This window comes from Microcoleus sp. Z1_B2 (assembly GCF_036700325.1).
Classification (GTDB): Bacteria; Cyanobacteriota; Cyanobacteriia; order Cyanobacteriales; family Microcoleaceae; genus Microcoleus.
The window spans coordinates 78,973-101,502 of record NZ_JAUBOQ010000029.1 but is presented as its reverse complement, the minus strand read 5'-3'; the positions used below and the strand labels follow the sequence as shown (position 1 = coordinate 101,502).

At 45.2% G+C, this 22,530-nt stretch carries 19 protein-coding genes and 1 pseudogene; 9 read left to right on the top strand and 11 right to left on the bottom strand.

Annotation, left to right across the window (positions count from 1 at the left end; translation table 11 throughout):
* Positions 1-107: 107 nt before the first annotated feature.
* The 3 genes from QT984_RS18225 to QT984_RS18215 form a co-directional block, all read right to left on the bottom strand.
* Positions 108-902 carry a YdcF family protein gene (locus QT984_RS18225; protein ID WP_333315272.1) on the bottom strand — a complete coding sequence of 265 codons (795 nt, stop codon included), beginning with the start codon at positions 900-902 and terminating at the stop codon, positions 108-110.
* A gap of 86 nt (positions 903-988) precedes the next feature.
* Positions 989-1,315 carry a hypothetical protein gene (locus tag QT984_RS18220; protein WP_333057513.1) on the bottom strand — a complete coding sequence of 109 codons (327 nt, stop codon included), beginning with the start codon at positions 1,313-1,315 and terminating at the stop codon, positions 989-991.
* A gap of 87 nt (positions 1,316-1,402) precedes the next feature.
* Positions 1,403-2,962, bottom strand: coding sequence for an AAA family ATPase (locus QT984_RS18215; RefSeq protein ID WP_333274996.1), 1,560 nt, complete (start codon positions 2,960-2,962; stop codon positions 1,403-1,405).
* Positions 2,963-3,114: 152 nt separating this feature from the next.
* Here QT984_RS18215 and QT984_RS18210 point away from each other — a divergent pair, with 152 nt between their 5' ends.
* On the top strand, positions 3,115-4,131 hold the full coding sequence (locus QT984_RS18210; protein WP_333057509.1) for an adenosine kinase: 1,017 nt from the start codon (positions 3,115-3,117) through the stop codon (positions 4,129-4,131).
* A gap of 78 nt (positions 4,132-4,209) precedes the next feature.
* Here QT984_RS18210 and QT984_RS18205 read toward each other — a convergent pair whose 3' ends face one another.
* The 4 genes from QT984_RS18205 to QT984_RS18190 all read right to left on the bottom strand — a co-directional run bounded on the left by QT984_RS18205 (position 4,210) and on the right by QT984_RS18190 (position 7,594).
* On the bottom strand, positions 4,210-4,506 hold the full coding sequence (locus QT984_RS18205) for a hypothetical protein (RefSeq protein WP_333057507.1): 297 nt from the start codon (positions 4,504-4,506) through the stop codon (positions 4,210-4,212).
* Positions 4,506-4,916 carry a hypothetical protein gene (locus QT984_RS18200; protein WP_333057506.1) on the bottom strand — a complete coding sequence of 137 codons (411 nt, stop codon included), beginning with the start codon at positions 4,914-4,916 and terminating at the stop codon, positions 4,506-4,508. The genes QT984_RS18205 and QT984_RS18200 overlap by 1 nt, the downstream gene beginning before the upstream one ends.
* Positions 4,917-4,935: 19 nt before the next feature.
* Entirely contained in the window at positions 4,936-5,238 is a 303-nt protein-coding gene (locus QT984_RS18195) for a hypothetical protein (RefSeq protein ID WP_333057505.1), read from the bottom strand.
* 178 nt (positions 5,239-5,416) lie between these two features.
* Positions 5,417-7,594 (bottom strand): choice-of-anchor K domain-containing protein, encoded by a 2,178-nt coding sequence (locus QT984_RS18190; protein ID WP_333374596.1) that lies wholly within the window; start codon positions 7,592-7,594, stop codon positions 5,417-5,419.
* Positions 7,595-7,968: 374 nt separating this feature from the next.
* On the opposite strand from QT984_RS18190, the gene QT984_RS18185 reads away from it, so the two are divergent.
* The 6 genes and pseudogenes from QT984_RS18185 to QT984_RS18165 all read left to right on the top strand — a co-directional run bounded on the left by QT984_RS18185 (position 7,969) and on the right by QT984_RS18165 (position 16,058).
* Positions 7,969-9,153, top strand: a complete 1,185-nt coding sequence (locus QT984_RS18185; RefSeq protein WP_333057503.1) for an NACHT domain-containing protein — start codon at positions 7,969-7,971, stop codon at positions 9,151-9,153.
* 75 nt (positions 9,154-9,228) lie between these two features.
* The gene (locus QT984_RS18180) at positions 9,229-9,642 is read left to right on the top strand and encodes a hypothetical protein (protein WP_333208192.1); all 414 of its coding nucleotides are present in this window, start codon (positions 9,229-9,231) and stop codon (positions 9,640-9,642) included.
* A gap of 228 nt (positions 9,643-9,870) precedes the next feature.
* Positions 9,871-9,951, top strand: a pseudogene (locus QT984_RS29830) (DUF6888 family protein); the annotation flags it as partial.
* A complete protein-coding gene (locus QT984_RS18175; RefSeq protein ID WP_333057501.1) occupies positions 9,938-10,423 on the top strand; it encodes a DUF6887 family protein in 486 nt (161 codons plus the stop codon). The pseudogene QT984_RS29830 and the gene QT984_RS18175, both read left to right, overlap by 14 nt.
* A 72-nt stretch (positions 10,424-10,495) precedes the next feature.
* Positions 10,496-14,635 (top strand): ATP-binding protein, encoded by a 4,140-nt coding sequence (locus QT984_RS18170; protein ID WP_333374594.1) that lies wholly within the window; start codon positions 10,496-10,498, stop codon positions 14,633-14,635.
* Between the two features lie 100 nt (positions 14,636-14,735).
* Positions 14,736-16,058 (top strand): response regulator, encoded by a 1,323-nt coding sequence (locus tag QT984_RS18165; RefSeq protein WP_333208195.1) that lies wholly within the window; start codon positions 14,736-14,738, stop codon positions 16,056-16,058.
* A gap of 340 nt (positions 16,059-16,398) precedes the next feature.
* On the opposite strand, the gene QT984_RS18160 is transcribed toward QT984_RS18165, so the two are convergent.
* Positions 16,399-16,938, bottom strand: a complete 540-nt coding sequence (locus QT984_RS18160) for a GIY-YIG nuclease family protein (protein WP_333374592.1) — start codon at positions 16,936-16,938, stop codon at positions 16,399-16,401.
* Positions 16,939-16,997: 59 nt separating this feature from the next.
* On the bottom strand, positions 16,998-17,324 hold the full coding sequence (locus QT984_RS18155) for a hypothetical protein (RefSeq protein ID WP_333056631.1): 327 nt from the start codon (positions 17,322-17,324) through the stop codon (positions 16,998-17,000).
* 368 nt (positions 17,325-17,692) lie between these two features.
* Between QT984_RS18155 and QT984_RS18150 the strand changes: the two genes are divergently transcribed.
* Entirely contained in the window at positions 17,693-18,493 is an 801-nt protein-coding gene (locus tag QT984_RS18150) for a hypothetical protein (protein WP_333056633.1), read from the top strand.
* 92 nt (positions 18,494-18,585) lie between these two features.
* On the opposite strand, the gene QT984_RS18145 is transcribed toward QT984_RS18150, so the two are convergent.
* Together QT984_RS18145 and QT984_RS18140 are read right to left on the bottom strand one after the other, a co-directional pair.
* The gene (locus QT984_RS18145) at positions 18,586-19,449 is read right to left on the bottom strand and encodes a sulfite exporter TauE/SafE family protein (RefSeq protein ID WP_333056634.1); all 864 of its coding nucleotides are present in this window, start codon (positions 19,447-19,449) and stop codon (positions 18,586-18,588) included.
* 164 nt (positions 19,450-19,613) lie between these two features.
* Positions 19,614-20,456 carry a pentapeptide repeat-containing protein gene (locus tag QT984_RS18140; RefSeq protein ID WP_333056685.1) on the bottom strand — a complete coding sequence of 281 codons (843 nt, stop codon included), beginning with the start codon at positions 20,454-20,456 and terminating at the stop codon, positions 19,614-19,616.
* Between the two features lie 291 nt (positions 20,457-20,747).
* Here QT984_RS18140 and ilvD point away from each other — a divergent pair, with 291 nt between their 5' ends.
* Positions 20,748-22,433, top strand: a complete 1,686-nt coding sequence (ilvD, locus tag QT984_RS18135; protein ID WP_333056635.1) for a dihydroxy-acid dehydratase — start codon at positions 20,748-20,750, stop codon at positions 22,431-22,433.
* The last annotated feature ends 97 nt before the right edge of the window (positions 22,434-22,530 follow it).

Here is a 22,530-nt window from a genome sequence, read left to right as displayed (position 1 = left end):
CGTCCCGCCCGTCCTTTCTGGGCGGGCGGGACGCCCATCCCACAAGAAAAAAGGGAAATTATTTAATTGACGATCCTAAAATCCCAAATCTAAAATCTAAAATTCTGTTAAAGCCATCCCCGCAGACGATAAACGATTAAGCCGATGTATTCTTTCAAAGCTTTAGTTGACTGGTTTAACTGATAGGTGTCCGGCAATAAATCCAAGGCGACTGATTGCCAATTGCTTTGGGATGCTGCGATATCCTGCTGCGTTATCTGAAAGTCTGTTGGTGCGGCAATTGCTTTTATTCCCTGACGCTGGAAAATTAAGAGCGATCGAGTCATGTGCATCGCCGATGTCACTAGCAAAACCGGCCCTTTTATGCCTTTAGCATCTAAAAGTTTCCGCACGTTGACGGCATTTTGATAAGTGTTGTGTGAATCGGGGTCTTGCAGAATTGCTGATGCCGGTACACCCATTGTTTGGGCAATTTCTGCCATGTCTGCCGATTCAGGAGGCCCGCCACCTTTCCAATCTACTCTACCGCCACTAAGAATGAGCAGAGAAGCTTTGCCTTGCTTGTAAAGTCGGGAACCATAGATTATTCGATCGCCCGCTTCCGCTAATTCTACCCAAGGACGGGGAGGTAAAGCTGCTTTGACACCACCGCCCAAGACGATAATCGCTTCAGCTTGAGGGAGTTCGGCGGTTTGTAAGTTTTGCCATTCGAGCGATCGAACTAACGATTTTGAAACCCAACCGCTACTTCCGAGAAGTAAAATAATTAGAGCCGCAGCAATTGGCGCCGCCGCCCATTTCGGACGCTTCCAAAGTGTGATTAAAGCCGCCATCATTAACAGGCAACTCAACCCCAAAGGATAAATAAACAGCGGCAAGAGTTTCGACAGAAATACAAACATTCAATGAGAAATTGGCATTGGGAATTGGGCATTGGGCATTGGGCATTAGTGACTGTTAACTGTTAACTAATGACTAATGACTAAAGCTAGCGCCGATCCTCTGGTCCAGATAACCAGCCAAAAAATGTAGCAGCATCACCCCTAGAGGTTTTGCTATATTTATGGGCGTCCGTTTGCACTACTTCTTTATTGAGGATAGCATCCGAGGTTTTGTCCTTGGAATTTATATTCGGGTTGAGTAGTAATTCGTTGTGCCACCAAGCGACAATTAAACCTGCTGCCACGCCACCGATGACACCCAAGCCGAGACTCAGGACTAGCGTACATCCTACTAAGCGAAACCCAACGGTAAACAACACAAACCATATCAGCGCGGGGCTAAAGCCCTTGGAGTCTCCGGTAAATTTTGGCATAAGCTGCAACTTTTTTTTGTAATAAAACAGAAAGATATTTACAATATTAGCAGACAAGTAAGATTGCCAAGGGCGATCGAACTGCAACTACTCCCCACAAATCAAGTTTAATTGTACCTCTAAGTCTTGTAGGGTATCTATAATGTTTACAGAAATTTGCTCTAATTCTGTAAAAGGTTCAAAAGCTGCTTGCTGCGAGTTCAATAATTCTGCCGTCGCGTCGGCAATATCGCCCCGGCGCTGTTGCAGTCGTTCTCGCAATACTTCAAGTGGTGCGGTACAGTAAATGATTTGCAAGGGTAAGCCGTGGGATTGAGCCTGATTCATCGCATCGGTTCTCCAGTTTGGGCGATCGAACTTTGCATCTAAAATCACATCCCAACCTCGGTCAGCCAAAATTATCCCCAACTTTAACAATCTACCATAAGTCTGTGCCGTCATTTCATCCGAGTACAAATCTGGCCCCCCGCGTTCATTTAAAGAAATTCCGCCTAAATGTTTGCGAACAGCATCGGATCGAATGTGAATTGCCCCAGTGCGGCGAGCCAAATATCGAGCCGCTGTACTCTTGCCAGAACCCGATAAACCCGACATCAAAGTTAACTTTCCCCGGCGCGGTTTTGTGTATTGCCAAGCCAGTTTATAGTAATGAGCTGCTGTCTGTGAAATCTCGGCTTTTTGGGCAGTTGAAATAGCAGAATCGTCCAACATTAACGAAGTTACTTTTGCTCTAACATAAGCTTGACGGCTCAAATACAGAGGTAACAGTTGCAGTCCTTCCCAATCCCCTGTTTGTTCGATGTAAGTATTCAGAAAAGCATTACCCAAGTCTCTGCGACCCCGCGATTCCAAATCCATTACTGTAAAAGCCACATCGTACATCACATCAACAAAGCGAAAAGGCTCGTTAAATTCAATGCAGTCGAATAGCAATATTTTCTCTTGCCACAATGCTATATTTCGCAAGTGCAAATCTCCGTGGCACTCGCGAATTTTATTATTGGCAATCCGCAGATTAAATAACTCTTGATTTTTCTCAAAAAACGTATCAGTATAATCTTTAGTTTCCTGATATTGTGTCTGAGTCTGCGGCCCGCCGATATATTTTTGCGAAATCAGGTAATTGTTGTCTATTGCTGTGCGAATCTGACTGACTTCGCCAAATGTGCGAATGTAGCTATTACTAATTGCCGTGCTGTGAAAATTGGCAACTTCCCGCCCTAAGTCTGCCATAAGTTGCTCGGTCAACATTCCGCGTTCCAACAAACTGAGCAACAGCGAATGTTGAGGAAATTCCCGCATTTTCAGCACATATTCTACAGCAACTTCAGCCGGAGTTAGAGCAGGTAATTTGCTGCCAAATTGAAACGAATCCCCAATTTTAACAATTGGCAAAACTTCTAGATAAATTTCCGGTGCAGTGCGTCGGTTCAGCAGCAATTCTTCGTTGCAGAAATGGTGCCGTTTTTCCAATGTTGAATAGTCCAAAAATCCAAAATTGACAGGTTTCTTGATTTTGTAAGTATAATCTCCTGTCAGCAGGACAAAGGAAGCGTGAGTCTGAATTAGCTGCACTGGTTCTGTCACCCCGTGCGGGTAAAAACCGGGCTGCAACATTTGCTGAATCAGAGGTGGGAGACAAGTCATAGCGATTTTAGATTTTGGATTTTAGATTTTAGATTGGGGATTTTGGATTGTGAATTTTAGATTTTAAGTTGGGGACTTTAGATTGGGAGTGGGGATGTTGACTTTAATCCGATTTATTATAGAGTTGATAGTTAGTGTAAAAAAAAGCAGCGATGACAGAAAATAATCAAGAATCTGGTTCCGTGGATGTGTTTGGCGTGGGAAATGCCCTGGTAGACATCCTAGCATTGGTGGAAGATGAATTTGTACTCGGCCACGGGCTGAATCGCGGCGGGATGACGCTGATGAATTCGGAAACCCAGGGGGGGATTTTGCACGATTTAGAACACAATTCGCTGCAAATGCGATCGGGCGGTTCGGCGGCAAATACGATGATTGGTTTGGCTCAGAGTGGCGGTAAAGCGTATTATTCGGGGAAGGTTGCTAAGGATACTAACGGCGAATTTTATCGGCAAGATTTGCTGGCGGCGGGGATTGATTTTAACGTGCATCCTGCTGCTGAGTCGAACGGGCCTACGGGTACTTGTGTAGTGCTGACTACGCCGGATGCGGAACGCACGATGTGTACTAATCTGGGGGTTTCTACTACTCTGGCTGCGACTGATATTGATGTCGATCGACTGGCTCACTGCAAGTACAGTTATGTTGAGGGCTATCTTTGGGATGCTCCCGATCCTAGAAAGGCTAGCATTGAGACGATGGAACAGTCTAAGCGTCTGGGTGTGAAGGTGGCTTTTACTTTTTCGGATGGCTTTTTGGTCGATCGATTTGCTGATGATTTTCACAAGGTGGTTTCGGAATATTGCGATGTAATTTTTTGCAATGCTGATGAAGTTCGGAGCTTTTTTAAGGAGGAATCTCTGTCAGAGTGCGCTCGGAAAATGAGCGAGATTTCGGATTTGGCTTTTATCACGAATGGGGATAAAGGCTGCATGGTGGTGGAGAACAAACAGATTGTTGATGTGGCTGGATTTCCGGTAAAGGCGATCGATACTGTGGGTGCTGGGGATGCTTTTGCGGGGGGTGTTTTGTTTGGAATTACTAACGGTTTGAGTTCTGTACAAGCGGCGCGCTGGGGCAATTATTTGGCTTCTAGGGTGGTGCAGATTCATGGGCCTCGGCTTGAGGGTTCTCAGGCTCATCTTTTGAGTGAGGTGATTTCTGGCTAGGAATTGAAATGGGCGATCGCACTTTTTGTGTTAAGGGCGATCGCACTTTTTTTAACCACAGACGAGCGCTGGTTTTTGTCAATTTTGCAGAATGTATTGACTGATAATATTTTTGAGTTCTTGAGGAGCTTCTTTGGCAATCGCCGCTCCTAAATCTGGACGCACAACCCACCACCAAACCAGTTGTTCTAAACGAGCGGGAGGATTTTCATTAGGACACAATTCGATCGTACTTTCATTGACACCAATAATGTTAGCACAAAGGTCATTAGCAATGCTAACACGAGCGTCTAGATTTTCAAACTGTACGATGTCTTGCCAGCTAATTTCATTGGGAATAGAATTGAGGATTGATTGGATATCTAGAGTCAGCATTAAACTGTTCCTCCGAAAGCTATAATAACTCTAATGCCAAAGTCTTGTTGTTCTGCAAAAGATTGAGTGCTGAGCCACCCTCTCACGGTTAGAGTATTCGTACCTGTTAATTCTGGTTGGACGGAGTTGTAGAAATTGGTAATTTCCTGATGAATTGACCCAGTACCGTGTTCTAGCCGGACGAGATTGCCTGTATTGTGTATTGCTTCTGCCCCGAATCTCTGTAAATTTGATGTTGTTTGCCCAACTATATGATGCCACGCTAACCCCGATCCTGCCACCCCGATCGTTCTTTTAAATTCACCAAAGGTTTGAAAGCCTTGTCCGGGTGTTATGGGTGAGATGACAGTCCTTGATTCTAGTTCTCTAGCTAGTCGTCTCGCTATTTCTCGTCGAGTTTCGTCGGTCATTTATGCGAGTTAGATTTCACTACTTTGATTTAATTTTACGATCGTTTATCACGCTTAAATCCCGATCGGCATATTCCGAAAAGTCACCCAAATCGTGTACTTCACCTTTAGCTGCTTGTGCGAGGCCGCACTTGACTGAGGCTAATGCTTGGGGGTTTTGCCACAACCACTGTTCGCGATCGGGTATGTTGGTTATTGGGTCTAATAAAATTTGTCCGGCTTCGTTGACAAGAACGCGATACTCTGTTGACTTGGGTTCGAGGTTTAAACTTAGGTGTCCTTGGGTATCTGTGCTGATTAAGTTTTTCAGAATCGAAAACATATCTTTCACCTATTATAAAGTTAGGTAAAACTCTCAAGGGTAGAGTTTTACTCAATTCTAACAAATTAGATGTTGTTTGTCTATTCTGATTTTAAGGGCGATCGCACTTTTTGTCGTAAGGGCGATCGCACTTCATCATATTGCTGTGACGAAACTATTGGGCGACTTTCCTAAAGCGTTATCCTATCTGAGTGATTGGGTCGTTCAGGGGTATAGTAAATAAGGCATTTTTCACAATGTCTGGCTGCGTGTTGATGACGACACCAAAGATGTTTGTATAGACACCTATAATTTCGTTGTTTTCTGTGTACTGAATAATCGTGTCTGCAATACCATCTTGATTGACATCAGTAGGAGTGAAGGTGAGAATATCTATAGGTACGCCTCCATTGATGCCAATTAGATCGCCTTCACTCGCATTAAAGTCAAGTAACCAATCAGCAGTAGCAGCATTGGTTTCTTCTATACCTGTATCTGTTCTCAGGATAAAAACATCTGTCCCATTGCCACCAGTTAGCCGATCAGTTCCTTTTTCACCGATTAAAATATCGTCTCCATTATCGCCAAAAATTTCATCATTGCCTTGTCCACCCCGCACTAAATCATTGCCAGGGCCTCCTGAGATGAAATCATCACCTTCATTGCCGTTGAGAATGTCATTGCCATCGTCACCTAAAATGCGATCGCTTCCTTTTCCGCCTCGCAGGTAATCATTGCCGATAGCACCCTCGATAGTATCAGCACCTCTGGCTGCGAATACTACATCAGTTACGGGCGATCCTAAGATTTTCTCATTGTTATTAGAACCTAGCACACCCCCCGGATTTTCAGCCATTATTGCTTGAGTAATCTGAAATGTAGTTCCCGTATCTGTTGGAGGATTGACTTGGCTGGCACTTCTTATTGCTCTTGGAGCACCTATTAGAACATCTACTACAGCCCCTGCCAATGGGTAAACTAGATCTCTCAAAATTCCATTTGTTGCATCAGCAATTGTGTTTCTAAAGCCCTTAACAGCCTCTTTAATATCATTGCTAAATAGACGTAGCGTCTCTTGATCTTGAGTAAAAATAGTCACTGGTACGATTTTACCAAATAAATCAGCGGTAGCTGTGCTATTCTCCGGTGAATCAAACTGTCCTACAGGTTCTCCATTTGAAGCAAAACCATATAGATCGAGGGTATATTCAGCACCCGCCACTTTAATTCTCTCTTCGGATAAACCTGCACCTGAAAAAGTTAGGCGATCTGCATCCAGAACCGCATCACCAGTTGTGTTATTTGTTGCTTGATTGTTAATTGCAAAATTAAACGTCTGGGGACTATTTTCGGGTTGGGTTATCGAAAGATTAATATTGAGAGTTGTATCTATTGATCTTGGTGAATCTTCGGCGTTTACTCCATTCCGATAAGTCAATTTACCAAGATTAAAAAGAATGTCTGTTCCTGTACTAAAAGGTTTACCGTCAAACTGGACAAAACTTACAAATTCCGGTGTTCCTAAACTGAACTTATTGCTACTGCCTCCAAAAGTGCCAGTCGTTGAGCCTGTGAAAGGTGGGTTGGTAGTATCAAAGTTTATACTACCTTTTTCTGAAGAACGCAATCGATTCAAATCGAATGTCGAGCCATCTTTTTGAGAGAAAGATGCTCCATTCCTTAATTCAGTATCTATTTTATGAGCGTAACCATGACTATCATTAAGAGGAATCTTTCCACCTGGTTGAATGAGTTCATTCTTGTTGAGATAAATGTCCTTTGTACCTATGGTATCTTGGTATCCTAATTTACTTGTATGAATCGCAATTACTTGTTTAGCATCAGTGGGGTCTAGGCGATCGCTTGGAGGAACTGGTTCTTCAACCACATCAGTTCCCGAGCCTATCGGTCTAGCCCTGATTCCAAAACCCGGCCCAGCAGCGTCTAAAGCAGTGATGAGATTTATCTGATTACCTGTTAGTTCTCGATACTTAGCGCCAGCAGAACCAGCGATATGACCCCCTAAACTGTGACCAATTAGTTCGGTTTTGTTAGGATTAACACCAACATTTTTCAGATACTCACCGAGCTTTTGACCTGCTTCTTTTGTATTTGCAGCAGCTTGTGAGTAATCAGTTTTAGCACCACTTTCCCAATCCATCGCGACAATATTTGCATTAGGATCGAGTTCTCGGATAGCCTGAGCTTTTTCTGCTACCCAGTCAGCAGGCGTAAAATTATTTCCTGCGTTACCACCTGTATTATTCCATCCATGAGCGATTACATAAGTATTCTGGTTTGGGTCAATGGATTGTGACTGGAAACCGTTATTCCCCCATGTATTAAAGTTAATCTCTCCAAAACTAGCCTGTACCATGATTCAAACTCCTTGTGAATGTCAATATTGAACTAAGCTTTTGAAAAAATTAATAACTAAATTGGATCGGTCTTTCACTCATCCCTTACAGGGGAAAAAGTATAAATAACAACTTTTTACCCAAGAATTTAAAAACCGATACCTAACCGCAAGGCAAATGCTTACTTACCTTGGCTTCACCCCGATCTGTAGCCGCCAGCCAAGCTCATCCTATGACAATAATCCATAATCTCTACGCTGTGTCGGCTCAAAGGCTCAGCATTTGGCTCAACAAAAAAGGCTCATTTAGCTCATTTGGATCATTTGGCTCATTTTTTGGCTCTCCGATGTGAGCTATAATCGAATTAGGGTAAAGTTGTGGTATCGGAGTAACAATGGCAGGTTTGCTCAGAGCATCCGAAGAAGGATTGAAAATTATTGATATGGTGCGACGCAATCTCGGATGGAATAAAACTGAGGATGCCTGGTGTGTTGCCGCTTTAGTTTCAACAGCTACCTTAAAGCGGTTTTGGGCGAAAATAGAAATTAGACGAGAGAACTTTATCAATATTTGCAAAGCGGTAGAAATACACAACTGGGAATACATTGCTGAAGGCTACAAAAATATCAAAACAGAACCACTCTTTGTCGCCCCGATCGCAGATATCCCCCAAGACAGTGAAAACGATCGCACTTTCCCCCTCCCAGAAAACTTACCCCCCGTCAGAAATTGGGTACAGCGCACAAAAGAACTCGATATCTTAAAAACCCTAATTGTTGAACCCCACACTGTAGGGGCGGTGCCCCCGTGCCCGCCCCTGCCCCCGTGCCCGCCCTGGGCTGGGGGGGTTCCCATCGCCATCTCAATTGTCGGATTACCGGGAATCGGAAAAACCAGCCTCGTCAGCCAACTAATTCGCCAACTCCACACAGAAAAAACCCCCTTCACCTGCGCCGCTTGGCAATCCTTGCAATCTGCAACAGGCAAAGCACCCCCCTTCGATCGCACAATTGACTCCCTGCTATTCACCCTCTCCAACGGCGACATTACCGCAGCCGTCAATCCTCAAAATGACTGCGGCAAAAAAACCGAAAATCTGCTCAAAATCCTCAGAGAAAAACCTTGCTTGCTCATTTTCGATCGCGCCGACACACTTTTGAAAACAGGAGATGCCAAAGCCGCTGGTTATTTCGCCGAAGATTGTGCAGAATATGCTTGGTTATTCAAACAACTATTAGAAACAGAACATCAAAGCAAAATTATTTTCACCAGTCGCGAAAGCTTAGCCGAATTGCCGTCAACAGTCACCCGCGAAATCCAGCTAAACGGATTGGATCGAGATGCGGCAGTTGCCCTATTGCAATCTTTTAATCTGACTGCAAATCCAGAGGAATTCGCCGAAATGTGCGATCGCTATTCTGGACATCCCAAAGCCTTACAACTCGTCGCAGCCTTGATTCGAGATGATACCGAGTTTCAGGGAAATGTCGGGATTTTTCTGCACCAGAGAGACTGGTTGCTGATTCGAGATATTGAAAGTGCGATCGATGAAATGATAGCGCGTCTGGGCGACGGCTAGCAAACTTGTCTCAGCCGAATTTCTGTCTATCAAACCTCAGAATATCCGCTATCTTTTGCCGGAATTAGCGCTCAAATGCCAGAAGTTAGCAAGTATGAGCTTAAAGAAAATATTATTCAGGCACTCAAACGCAGACAATTGCTATATTACGATCGCCACCTCAAATCCTATCACTTGCATCCCCTAGTCCGAGAAAAGGGCGAGTACCTGCTAAATCAAAACCCTGAAAATCTCCGTACCGCCCACAGCCAAGCCTATAGTTATTATATCAGCATTCCCCTCAAACCAAAATCGGAATGGCAAGAAATCGAGGATATTAAGCCCCTAATCAGAGCGCACTATCATGCTTCTCAAGCACAAGATTTAGATGCAGCAAATGCGATCATTTCTGAAGTCTATGAGTATTTGCGGCAGTGGAATTGTGCTGAGTTAGTATGTGCAAATCTACCGTTGCCATTGTTAACGGAAGTAAAAAACATAACTTTGTAGGGGCGGGTTCACCAATAATAATTGCCCATAATCTACAATCTCATAAACCCGCCCTCGCTGGCGACAATTCCCATGCTACCTGAGATGTTGCACCTGCAGTCAATAAGTTTTTGGGTGGGTTGGGGCGGGTTTATTTAACCTGTCTGCAACTTTTAAAGCTATTGGTGAACCCGCCCCTACTTCACACGAATGGTGCAACATCTCAGATGGTACCGGACATAATATAACCTCTACATTTTGGCTGGTGAAACTATCGAAATAGAGATTTATCCTAACGGGCCATGGAGATACTCTGATGAACCGACCTAATTTTCAAACTATGAGCAGAAAAGAATTGCGAGCTTACGTACTTGCTCATCGAGAAGATAATGAGGCTTTCTATGCTTTTGTCGATCGGCTGCATGAATCTGTAGCCGTAACAGAGGCAGCAGTTGTTAAATGGTTGCATTTGCAGCACCCGCATCAAACTATTAATAAACTTCCCGAAAGCTACTCTAGCTTGACTTTGACAGATTTAGATGGAAATCAAACAGAAGTTAAAATTCAAACGATGGGCAGAGAACTGCCCACCAATAAGCCATTTATAGAGCTTTTAATTAACGACACGATTGCCGAGAGACACAAAGAAATTAGAAAACTTATCACAGTTTGTGTAAGTAAAAATGAATCAAAGTCCCAACAGCTAGAAACAGAACTGACAGAAGCAAATTTTTCCATCCACGTCCAATCTTCGCTGGTAGTTGGCTATATTAAAACCGGAGGAACATTTCAGAGCCTGTAGGGCGCGCCAATTGCGGGAAAAGGTACGCTACAGCAGTTAAAATACTATTATCAGCGCAATTGGTTCATACCCATGCCCATTTATCACTTCAACCGCCTAACCGCCAAATTTTTTAGCAAGCTTCCCCTGCGAACGGTTCTGATTGTTCCGTTTGTTTTGCAAACGGTAAGTGTAGTTGGGCTAGTGAGCTTTCTTTCTTTCAAAAGTGGTCAGGAATCAATCGAGGATGTAGCACATCAGTTAATCGAACAAGTAGGAGAACGTACCCGCGATCGCCTCACGGATAATAATGGGCCCTCGGCAATCAATACCTTTCTGCCTAGGCTGCAATTCTCGGCGTCAGGACAAACTTTTATTATGGATCGATCGGGAAATCTGATTGCCACATCCACACTAGAAACACCCTTGGTGACGCCAACAACAAAAAAACAACCGACGCCATTGCTAGCCACCAACAGCAAGGATGCCCGCACGCGAGATATTGCTAGACAACTCGCCAACCGATTTGGCAACTTCCGCGCGCTGCAAACAACTCAGAAATTGACCTTAGCGATCGAGGGCCATAGGCAGTTTGTCCGCGTCACTCCCTATCGAGATTTCCGTGGTTTGGATTGGTTGATTGTGGTAGTAGTGCCAGAGTCTGATTTCATGGCTCGCATTCAAGCAAATACGCGCCATACATTGTGGTTATTGATCGGTACACTGCCGCTGGCGATCGCGATCGGATTTTTGACTTCCCGTTGGGTAACAAAGCCAATTATGCGTTTGAATACCGCCGCCAAAAATGTTGCCACAGGAAAATGGGATCAACCTTTAGAAATTACACGCTTGGATGAAGTCGGATATCTCGCCAATTCCTTCAATTTTATGGCAGCGCAACTGCAACAGGCTTTTACAGACCAAAATTTTTTAAATGAAGCTTTAGCGCAAAGAGAGAGCCAACTCAAGCAATTTATCGAAGCCATACCTGCGGGAGTATCTATCCACGATTCTTCGGGTAAAGTCGTGTACTTCAACCAAACTGCCAAGCATTGGCTCGGCGTAGAAACTATTCCCGATGCAACTTTAGAAAAAGCAGTAGAAGTTTATCAAATCTACCGCCAAAACCAGCCGTATCCAACGGAAGAACTGCCCGCATTCCGAGCACTGCGCGGTGAAACAGTATTCGTTGAAGATGTAGAACTTCATCGAGATGGGCAATTTATTCCTTTTGAGGTGCGCGCCACACCAATTTTTGACGAAGGCGGAAATATTGTTTATGCCATCAATGCTTTTTATAACATCGCACAGCGCAAACAATCTGAAAAAATATTAACTGACTACAATCACACTTTAGCCGCCGAAGTTGCCGAACGTACCGCTGCTTTAGGTCGTGCTAACGAACTATTACAATATGAAATTGCTGAGCGCAAATTGCTCGAACAAAAACTTTCCACTTCTACTGAGCAAATTGTGAAAATATTTGAGTCGATTACAGATATTGTATTAATTTTTGAGATTCAAGAAGAAACCATCCAAATTATACCAACTAAGGGAATTTTTCAATACAACTATAATACGAATCAGATCGACTCCATCATCGAACATTTTTTTAATGAGGCAAGGAAGGAGATTTATTTTGCTCAAGTTCGACAGGCATTGGAAACCCAACAAACTATAAGTTTTGATTACAGTCTGCCGATTAATAACCAAGAAGTTTGGTTTGCTGCTAAAATTTCGCCACTTTCCGATAGCTCTGCGGTTTGGGTAGCGCGCGACATTAGCGATCGCCAGTTAGCCGAATCCCGACTGCTGGAAGCCCAAAAAATTGCCCGTATTGGCAGTTGGGAATACGATATTGCCACAGCAACAACTACTTGGAGTGAAGAACTCTATCGCATTTATGAGCTCGATTCTACTCAAAAACCGCTGCCAAACGAACAATTAATCGAGCGTTTTCATCCAGAAGATCGATCGCGCTATCTGACAATGGTGCGCGATCAAGCGATGAAGGGACAAAGCTTTGAAATCGATCTGCGGCTAATCCGAAGAGATGGCTCGCTCACTTACATTGAAGTCCGAGGGAAACCTGTTTATGATGAAAAACGGCAGTTGCTCCGTTTGTTCGGCACTGTCTTGGATATTAGCGATCGCAAACAAGCCGAGTCAGCTTTGCGAGAAAGCGCCCAGGGAGAACAAGCCATCGCCCGCAGCATCGATCGCATCCGTCAATCCTTAGATATTGACACAATATTCAAAACCACAACCTCTGAACTGCGACAAACCCTAAAATGCGATCGTGTCGGTATCTATCGCTTTAATCCTGATTGGAGTGGCGAATTTGTTGCCGAGTCAATGGCTCCAGGCTGGATATCTCTGATGCAAAAACCCGACGATGGTAATGTGCCAAACACTCTCGTCGAACACTCTCGCTGTACCGTGAAAACTATGCAAGCCTCCAGTGAACCAGTGCTGGATACCTATCTACAAAGAAATCAAGGTGGTATGTATGCTAGAGGCGTTCCTTACCGCATAATTGAAGACATATACAGCGCTGGGTTGAGTCCTTGTTACCTAGAACTTTTAAAACAATTTCAAGCTAGAGCCTACGTTATTTTCCCCATATTTTGTGGCAGTCAACTTTGGGGTTTGCTCGCCAGCTATCAAAATTCTGCACCCCGCACTTGGCGCGAAGCAGAAATCAATATAGCGCTGCAAATTAGCACTCAACTAGGCGTCGCCTTACAACAAGCTCAATTGCTCGAAGCCACTCAACAGCAAGCAGTACAGCTTCAACAAGCCGCCTGGGCCGCAGAAGCCGCCAACCTTGCCAAAAGCACTTTTCTGGCAAATATGAGCCACGAACTCCGCACCCCGCTAAACGCAATTCTGGGATTCTCGCAATTGATGCAGCGCTCTACCAACCTCACTCGCGAACAACAGGAAAATATCCGCATTATCAACCGCAGCGGAGAACACTTGCTAGCTCTGATCAATCAAATATTAGATTTAGCCAAAATAGAGGCGGGACGGATTACAATCAATCCAACAGACTTTCAATTAAGCAGCCTGTTGAACGATCTGGAAGAGATGTTTAAACTCCAGGCAAGGGAGCAACAATTGCAGTTAATCATTGACTGCTCTAGCGAAATTCCCGAATACGTGCAAACAGATCAAATGAAATTGCGTCAAGTTTTAATTAATCTGCTTTCTAACGCCATTAAATTTACCATACAAGGAGTAATTAGGTTAAGAGTAAGTGCATTTATAGACAGTGAAAATCAGCAATTACCCATCAGTAATTACAAATTACATTTTGAAATAGAAGACACGGGCTCCGGCATAGCTGCTGATGAGTTAGATAAGCTCTTTCAACCCTTTGTGCAAACCAAAACAGGAACCAAATCTCAGCAAGGAACAGGCTTGGGGCTGGCTATCAGCCAACAGTTTATCAAGCTGATGGGCGGCGTGATTACTGTACGCAGTGAAGTTGGACGCGGCACCACCTTCGCGTTTGATATCCCCGTCAGCGCCGTTGATGCGCCTGCGACTCAACCCGTACACGAACCGCGTCGGGTGATAGCCCTGGAACGCAACCAGCCACGCTATCGTATTTTGATTGTGGACGATCGATCAGACAACCGCCAACTGCTGATCGAACTCCTCGCTGGCTTTAACTTTGAACTCGAAGAAGCCAGCAATGGCATGGAAGCTATTGAAATGTGGTCGAGTTTTGAGCCACACTTAATTTTTATGGATATGTGGATGCCCGTGATGGATGGACATGAAGCTACCAAACGCATTAAAGCCACCGTTAAAGGTCAAGCTACGGCAATTATTGCCGTGAGTGCCGGTAACGCCGAGGAAGCGCAAACGGTTACTGTATCAGATGATTGCGATGACTTTATCCACAAACCCTTCGGAGATACAGAAATTTTTGCCACCCTGCACAAACATCTGGGAGTGCGTTACATTTACGATGAACCGGAGAGTGTTCCCGATTCAACTCAAATCGAGGCTCCGACTCCAGAGACTCTGGCAGCTTTACCCGCAGATTGGCTGGCAGCTTTAGAGAAAGCCACAATTGAGTGCGATTTAGAGTTAATTCTGATCCAAATTGAGCAAATTCGCGATCGTAATGACGCTTTAGCTAGCGCCCTAGCCACATTGGCTAACGAGTTTCAGTTCAATCAAATACTAGCTCTCATCCATCCCGAAACGAAAGAGAATTGATATTATACCCGGTTCGTAGTGAGTACGATCGTCCTCATAAAACCCGCTCGGACGATCGTACTCACTACAAACCTATAAAGGTTATTTTACCAAACTAGATATGAATTACGAACCAACTCCCGTCTTAAAAGGGAATATTTTAATTGTTGATGATATTCCGGCTAATTTGCAACTTTTAGCTCAAATACTCTCGCAGCAAGGGTACAAAACACGCACCGCACCCGACGGCAAACTAGCGCTGCGGTCGATCGAATTAACTCCTCCTGACTTGATTTTGCTCGACATCATGATGCCCGGTATGGACGGCTACCAAGTCTGCCAAGCATTGAAAGCTTCTCCCACAACCAAGGACATTCCAGTTATTTTTATCAGTGCTTTGAATGAAGTATTAGATAAAGTCAAAGCCTTTGAAGTTGGCGGTATAGATTATATCACAAAACCGTTTCACGAACAAGAAGTTCTCGCCCGCGTTTCCAATCAACTCGTACAGCGCCAGTTGTTCCAGCAAACACAATCCTACGCCCAGCAACTCGAACAAACCGTAACTGAACTAAAGAAAACTCAAGCTCAGTTAATACAGAAGGAAAAAATGGCTTCTTTAGGTCAGCTAGCGGCAGGAATTGCTCACGAAATCAACAATCCCGTCAGCTTTATCTACGGCAATATTTCTCTAGCGGCGGAGTATGCGCGAGATTTGCTTCGCCTCGTCGAATTGTACCGACATTACTACCCCCACCCCGTTGCAGAAATTATCGGCGAATTGGATGAGATTCAACCCGAATTCATCGCAGAGGATTATCCAAAACTGCTGAATTCGATGACAGAGGGTGCTTCTCGGATTAGCGAAATTGTGATGTCTTTGCGGAAATTCACCCGCCTTGGCGAACAAAAGTACAAGCCAGTGGATATTCATGAAAGCATAGACAATACTTTAGTTATTTTGCAACATCGACTAAAGGGAACACACAAAGCTGGGGAGATAGAGGTCATTAAAAACTACAGCCAACTGCCAAGAGTCACCTGTTATGCCAGTGAGTTAAATCAGGTGTTCATGAACCTGCTAAGTAATGCTATTGATGCCCTGGAAAATCAATCGTCTCCCCGAAAAATTACCATCAGCACTTCAGTAGGTTTTGAGTCAGAAGCTGCGCTGCACAATCAAGATTCAATATTAGCCACTCACAACTATAAATCCGTTATTATTCACATTGCCGATAACGGTTGTGGGATGAGTGAGGAAGTGCGCCACCAGATATTTGACCCATTTTTTACTACGAAGCCTGTAGGCCGCGGTACTGGATTAGGGTTGGCAATCAGTCACGATATTGTAGTGGAAAAACATCGAGGTCAAATCAGTTGTATTTCTGCTCCGGGCCGAGGAACCGAGTTAATTTTGCAGATTCCGATATCTGTTAAATTTTAATACATTTCAACATTTTAAAATTTAACCGACCCAGAGAATATATGAGATAGATTGTACACGAGCATCTGTTTAAGGTAAAACCGATATTCCGTCAGTCCGTCAGGGGTTGAAACCCCTGCCTCAAAGTGAAAGTCCTCTAAAAGAGGACTGAATAATTTATTAAGCTGTTGGGCCTTTAAATTGTCTGTCAAAAAAATCCAAGTCTTGTGGGGAGTAGGTGTTGGGCGTCCCGCCCGCCCAAAAATACAATCTAGATTCGTAACAGCTTAGTCCTCTTTTAGAGGACTTTCGCTATTAGACAGGGAATTCATTCCCTGGCGGACTGCCGGGTGAGCGGTATTTACTTTAAATCCAGCAATCCGCTAGTTTTGAGCTTGGGATTAAACCGGATTTCTTCTGTTACGCCGCGAGCTTTCAGCAGCGCAAAAATTTCATTTTCCACGCGCCGCGCGACATTTTTCAACAATTTATCTTTGGCAATTTCATCGGCGAAGATACCTTCATAATTTGCCGTTTCTTGGGCAGTCATTACAGTTTTGGTGTCGATGGGCTCGTTCCACTTGGCAGCATCGGCACCGTTACCTTGGGGTTGGGAACCGTTTTCGGCAATCCAACTTTCTCTAATGCTTTCTAGAATCGTGCGGCTGGGCTTGTCAATAGTTTGGACTTTCAGCCAGTAGCAATATTGGGTTTGGCGTACCAAATGCTGTTTGAGGCTGAGGTAAATGTCGCGAGAATAGCCGACAAATTGCAGGACTTTATCGCTGTCAAAAATTGCGTAAACGCCGATTTTTCCCTGGACAAAATCGGGCAATTTCCCCTCGGAGTCTATGTATGGAATGAATTCTAAGCTGGCGAGAGATTGAATGTCTTCTGTCATCCGATTTTAGATTTTAGATTTTAGATTTTAGATTAAACCACAGATGAACCAGCTTTTACCTAATTCTTAAAAACTCGATAGATTGCACAGAGGCGGCTGGGTTTAAATATTTTGGCTTGGAACATGAAATTAGGCGGGACGTTGACGATCGCAAAATCGCTCGATTGATGATACTTTTCAAATTCCGCAGGCATTCCCTTCGGCGTCTCGCTGCTGTAAGGGACTGGCTGAAACAGTAACTCGGCAAACTCAATGCGCGAGCATTGCAATTGTAGCGCTATTTGTTGGAGAAAGCTTTCACCGGTTAATAAACCGAACAGTGCTGTTTTAGCATCGGGTTCGAGGACAAAACTGCTATCGTAGCTTTCAATAATCTTAAGACCCATTTTCTGTATACTCCTGACAGACGGCGGTTAACGGTTATCGGTTAAGTGTTTTGAGCGATCGACTTAATCCTGAATTTTACCTGAGATTGACCGTTTTGAAGGCAGAAGGTCAATCGATTTTAGATTTTAGATTTTAGATTTTAGATTTTAGAATTGAAGCATTGACTTGCGCGAGATAAATTCGGGGGCTCCTTTATCGGATACAGGTTTTTTATTTCTGGACGGATGAATCACGTGGCGGGTATCCTGGATGCTTTCGGTCAATGAAAATACCACAATCAGGAAATTTTGACCAATAGCCCTGATTTATTTGCCGATCGCTTTTATCATGTCGGTATTGCCATCTATCCGACTACCACTAAAAGGCTATGCAGAAGATTGAAAAAGCATCATTCCCAGCTTTGAGAAGTGCCCCGAACCAGCCGGACTGGCTAGAATTGGTAGAATACGCCTCTGTTGCTGGTTCCGCTATTGGCACGATTGCTGCAGGATTGTCGGGCCAAATTGTCTACGCTGCCGCCCCCTTAACCGCAGCACTATCGATAAATCTCGCCAATCGCCAGCGTTTCGAGCAACAAATGCAACAAAAGGCAAATTCTGCGATTACGGACGTACAGGCCGCAGTAGAACGTCGATCGCAACAAGTTCAGATACTACCTGGAGAACCTGCGGAACTCTACACCGCTGTCTCCGATTTGCAGCAAAAACTCCTGGGCTTGGAATCCGGCGTCATCGCCGAGGTACAAGCTGCCGTAGCCTCCCTCGAACGCCAAGCCCAGGCGCTGCCGGCTGATTCTCAGGAACTCTACACCACCCTGTCCGATTTGCAGCAAAAACTCCGCATTTTGGAAAATAGTGCCCTGAGAGAGCATGATTGGGAAAATGTCAACGTCCGATTTTTATTGATGGGCGAACAGTTAACTGAAGTTAAAACTATTACGGCTCAGTTACAGGAGCGATCGAACGAAGTAGACTTTGATACAATCCAAGGTTCTCTCCAGCAATTGCAGGACTTGCTCGATCGACCCACAATAGACACAGGGATGTTGCAAACCGAGATTCAGCATTTGCAGCAGCAAGTTTCCGAATTGCAGCGACAAAATCAAGAAATTGTCAAGCCTTATTTGCAGCGTCTGACTCGCGCCGTGAAGAAACTATCAGCAAATTAGTCTTACTTATCGTTTTTCGTAGGGTGCAGCGCGGGCACCTTCCCGCATTATTTCGTAGGGTGCGCCGGGCCGCGCACCTTACCAATTACCAATTACCCGTTACTAAATTTTTGCCAAGCTTGCCAGAAAACATAAATCGATAACACGGCTAAGAGCGATCGAAAAGCTAAACTAACAATACGATCGGGCAATCTCGGCAAAAACCGCGTGCTCACCTGCGCGCCCAACAAACCGCCGCCGCCAAGAATTAACCCCACAACCCACAAAACATTCCCGCGCGCCGCGTGTCCCGCCGTCGCCGAAATTGCCGTGATGACGATGACGCCCAAGCTGGTTTGAATTGCGGTTTTAATGCTTTCTCCTAACAGCAAAATTTGCAGGGGAACCATAATTACGCCGCCGCCTACGCCGAACAAACCCGCTAATAAACCCGCCGCACTGCCGGTAGCAATTTTAGCAAAAGTTGGATGGAATAAAATATTGGAATTATTGGGTAATTCGTGATTAGTAATTGGTAATTGAGCATTTTCTCCTTGTCCCGCTTGTCCTCCCAGTTCCCCTTGTTCTAGTTCCGCTTTCTTCTTAGCTGTCAGGTGCTTGCGAACTTCAATCAAATAAATATTCAACCACAGCAACAACCCAAAAGTAAGTAACAGCAAGTAAGGCGGAAATATCCCCGCCAAATAAGCACCGATTTGTGCGGTGATGACGGCGGGAAATCCGATGCCTGCGACTTGACTCAAGTTGAGGTAGCCCATGCGCCAATTCTGGATGCTGCCAGAAATAGCTGTAATCACGATCGACAAACCGCTAGTAGCAACCGCTTGCACCGGAGCGTAATTGAGAGCCACCAGCAAAGGCACGAGCACCGTACCGCCGCCGATACCCAAAAATCCAGCTAGAATTCCGGCAAAAATTCCCGCCGCACCCAACATCAATAATTCAGTGATAGTCATTAGTCATTAGTCAGTAGTCATTAGTCATTAGTCAGTAGTCAGTAGTCAGTAGTCATTAGTCATTAGTCATTAGTCAGTAGTCAGTAGTCAGTAGTCATTAGTCATTAGTCATTAGTCAACAATCAACAATCAACAATCAACAGTCAACAGTCAACAATCAAATTTTAAGAATCATTAGTCGTGCCATCGGGCATAATTGCCCGCCTCAAATCTGCATCGCGGAAGTTAGTTCGATTGAGATTAGCATCAATCAAAACCGCTTCCACCAAAACAGCCCCGCTAAAATTAGACCAGCACAGCTTGGCACGGTACAAATTAGCACCGCTCAAATTAGCTCTTGCCAACGTTGACCAACTCACATTAGCAACTCTCAAATTAGCATTGCTCAGATTAGCGTCGGTGAGATTAGCTCCAACCATCGTTACTTGGCGCAAGTCTGCACCAGCCAAGTTTGCCCCGCTCACCATCGCCCCGCTGAGAATTGCCTGATTTAGGTTAGCTCTTTCTAAAAGCGACTCGCTGAGGATGGCATTTGTCAGGTTTACCGCTTTGAGAGTTGACCAACTCAAATTTGCCTTCATCAAATTAATGCGAATCATGCTAGCCTCGGTTAAGTTGGCCGCAAACAAATTCGCTTCGGTAAAGTTGGCTTCGGTCAAATTAGCTTCCGTCAAATTAGCCTTAGTCATGTTGACTTCTCTGGCCATTGAGCCGCGCAGGTTGGCTCCCATCAGGTTAGCCCCGCTGAGATTGGCACGGCTCAAATCGGTACCGATGAGATTTGCTTCGCTGAGGTTGGCTTCCGTCAAGTCCACCCCTGCCAATTTCACCTCGCGCAAGTTCGCTCCCGTCAGGTTAGCGCCTTTGAGGTTTGCGTCTTGGAAATTCGATCGGGTAAAGTTAGCCTCGCTGAGGTTTACCCCTTTTAAGTCTGCCCCGACGAGGTTAATCTCTCGAAAATTTCTTTCTCCGGCCGCATATTGCCTCAGAATTCGATCGGCCTCCATGTCATTCGCCTCGCAATTTTTTTTAAACGTTAGAGTGATGGGTGTTACCACATCATCCCAGATAACCACGGTATTCACTCTGCACGCTGTAGTATCTGTAGAATCTTTGCATTGCTTTCCGGGCACTGCGGTGCCACTGCCTCTTAAAAGGCCTGACAAATATGAACGCTTCTGAGAAAATTAAAAATAGCGTAAAACTCTCGGCACTGGGCAGTCAACAGCCAGCGGCAAAGAAAAACAGACAACAGACAACAGAACAACCGACAACTAACTGACAAAGGAAATTTTAAAATGCCTGAAAATTTGAGAAGCCAAGCTGTGACTGGAGGCGTGCAGCGCGCGCCCAACCGAGCAATGCTGCGGGCAGTCGGTTTTGGTGACGGCGATTTCACCAAGCCGATTGTGGGGATTGCCAACGGGTACAGCACGATTACGCCCTGCAACATGGGATTAAACGACCTCGCTTTGCGGGCTATTGCGGGTGCAAAGGAAGCTGGGGCGATGCCGCAGATGTTCGGTACGATTACTATCAGCGACGGAATCTCGATGGGAACAGAAGGGATGAAATATTCTCTGGTGTCGAGAGATGTGATTGCGGATTCCATCGAAACAGTTTGCAACGGCCAAAGTATGGACGGGGTGCTGGCTGTCGGCGGTTGCGATAAAAATATGCCGGGGGCGATGATTGCGATCGCCCGCATGAACATTCCTGCTATTTTTGTTTACGGCGGCACGATCAAACCAGGACACCACAACGGACGCGATTTAACCGTTGTCAGCGCTTTTGAAGCAGTCGGCCAATTCAGCGCGGGCAAAATTGACGAAACAGAACTCAATGCAGTCGAACAAAAAGCTTGTCCGGGTGCGGGTTCCTGTGGCGGAATGTTCACAGCAAATACCATGTCGAGCGCTTTTGAAGTGATGGGCATGAGTTTGCCTTATTCTTCGACAATGGCTGCTGAGGATGCCGAAAAAGCTGACAGCGCTGCCGAATCTGCAAAAGTGCTGGTGGAAGCTGTCCGCAAACAGTTGTTACCGAGCCAAATTTTGACACGCAAGGCCTTTGAAAATGCGATCGCCGTCATCATGGCAGTCGGCGGTTCAACCAACGCTGTGCTGCATTTATTAGCCATTTCCAATGCGATCGGCGTTGAACTGTCCCTCGACGATTTTGAAACTATTCGAGCAAAAGTACCAGTGCTGTGCGACCTCAAACCCAGCGGCAAATACGTAGCAACCGATTTGCACACAGCCGGCGGCATTCCTCAAGTAATGAAAATGCTGCTAGAACAGGGTTTGCTGCACGGCGACGCCCTGACAATTACCGGTCAAACTGTTGCCGAAGTGTTAGCAGATATTCCAGCCGAACCCCGCGCCGACCAAGATGTCATCCGCCCTTGGAACAACCCGCTTTACGCCCAAGGACATTTAGCAATTCTCAGGGGAAATCTGGCAACAGAAGGAGCCGTTGCTAAAATTACTGGCGTTAAAAAACCGCAAATTACCGGCCCGGCGCGGGTATTTGAATCTGAAGAAAATTGTTTGGATGCAATTTTAGCAGGCAAAATTCAAGCCGGAGATGTGATTATCATCCGCTACGAAGGGCCCAAAGGCGGGCCGGGAATGCGCGAAATGTTAGCACCAACTTCGGCAATTATTGGCGCAGGTTTAGGCGATTCTGTCGGGTTAATTACTGACGGCCGCTTCTCGGGCGGAACTTACGGCATGGTGGTCGGTCACGTTGCACCAGAAGCACAAGTAGGAGGCACAATTGCTCTGGTAAAAGAGGGCGATTCGATTACGATTGATGCTAACAATCGCTTGTTGCAGCTCAATGTTTCTGATGCAGAATTGGAGCAGCGGCGCGCTCTTTGGCAGCCTCCTAAACCTCGCTATACTAGGGGCGTTTTGGCTAAATATGCTAAGTTGGTTTCTTCTAGCAGTGTCGGTGCTGTGACTGATTTGGGTTTGGGTTAAACTAGGAATTTTTTTTAACCGCAGATGAAGCCAGATAAACGCAGAGGAACGCAGATAAAATCCTATCTGCGTTCCTCTGTGTCCATCCGCTGATATC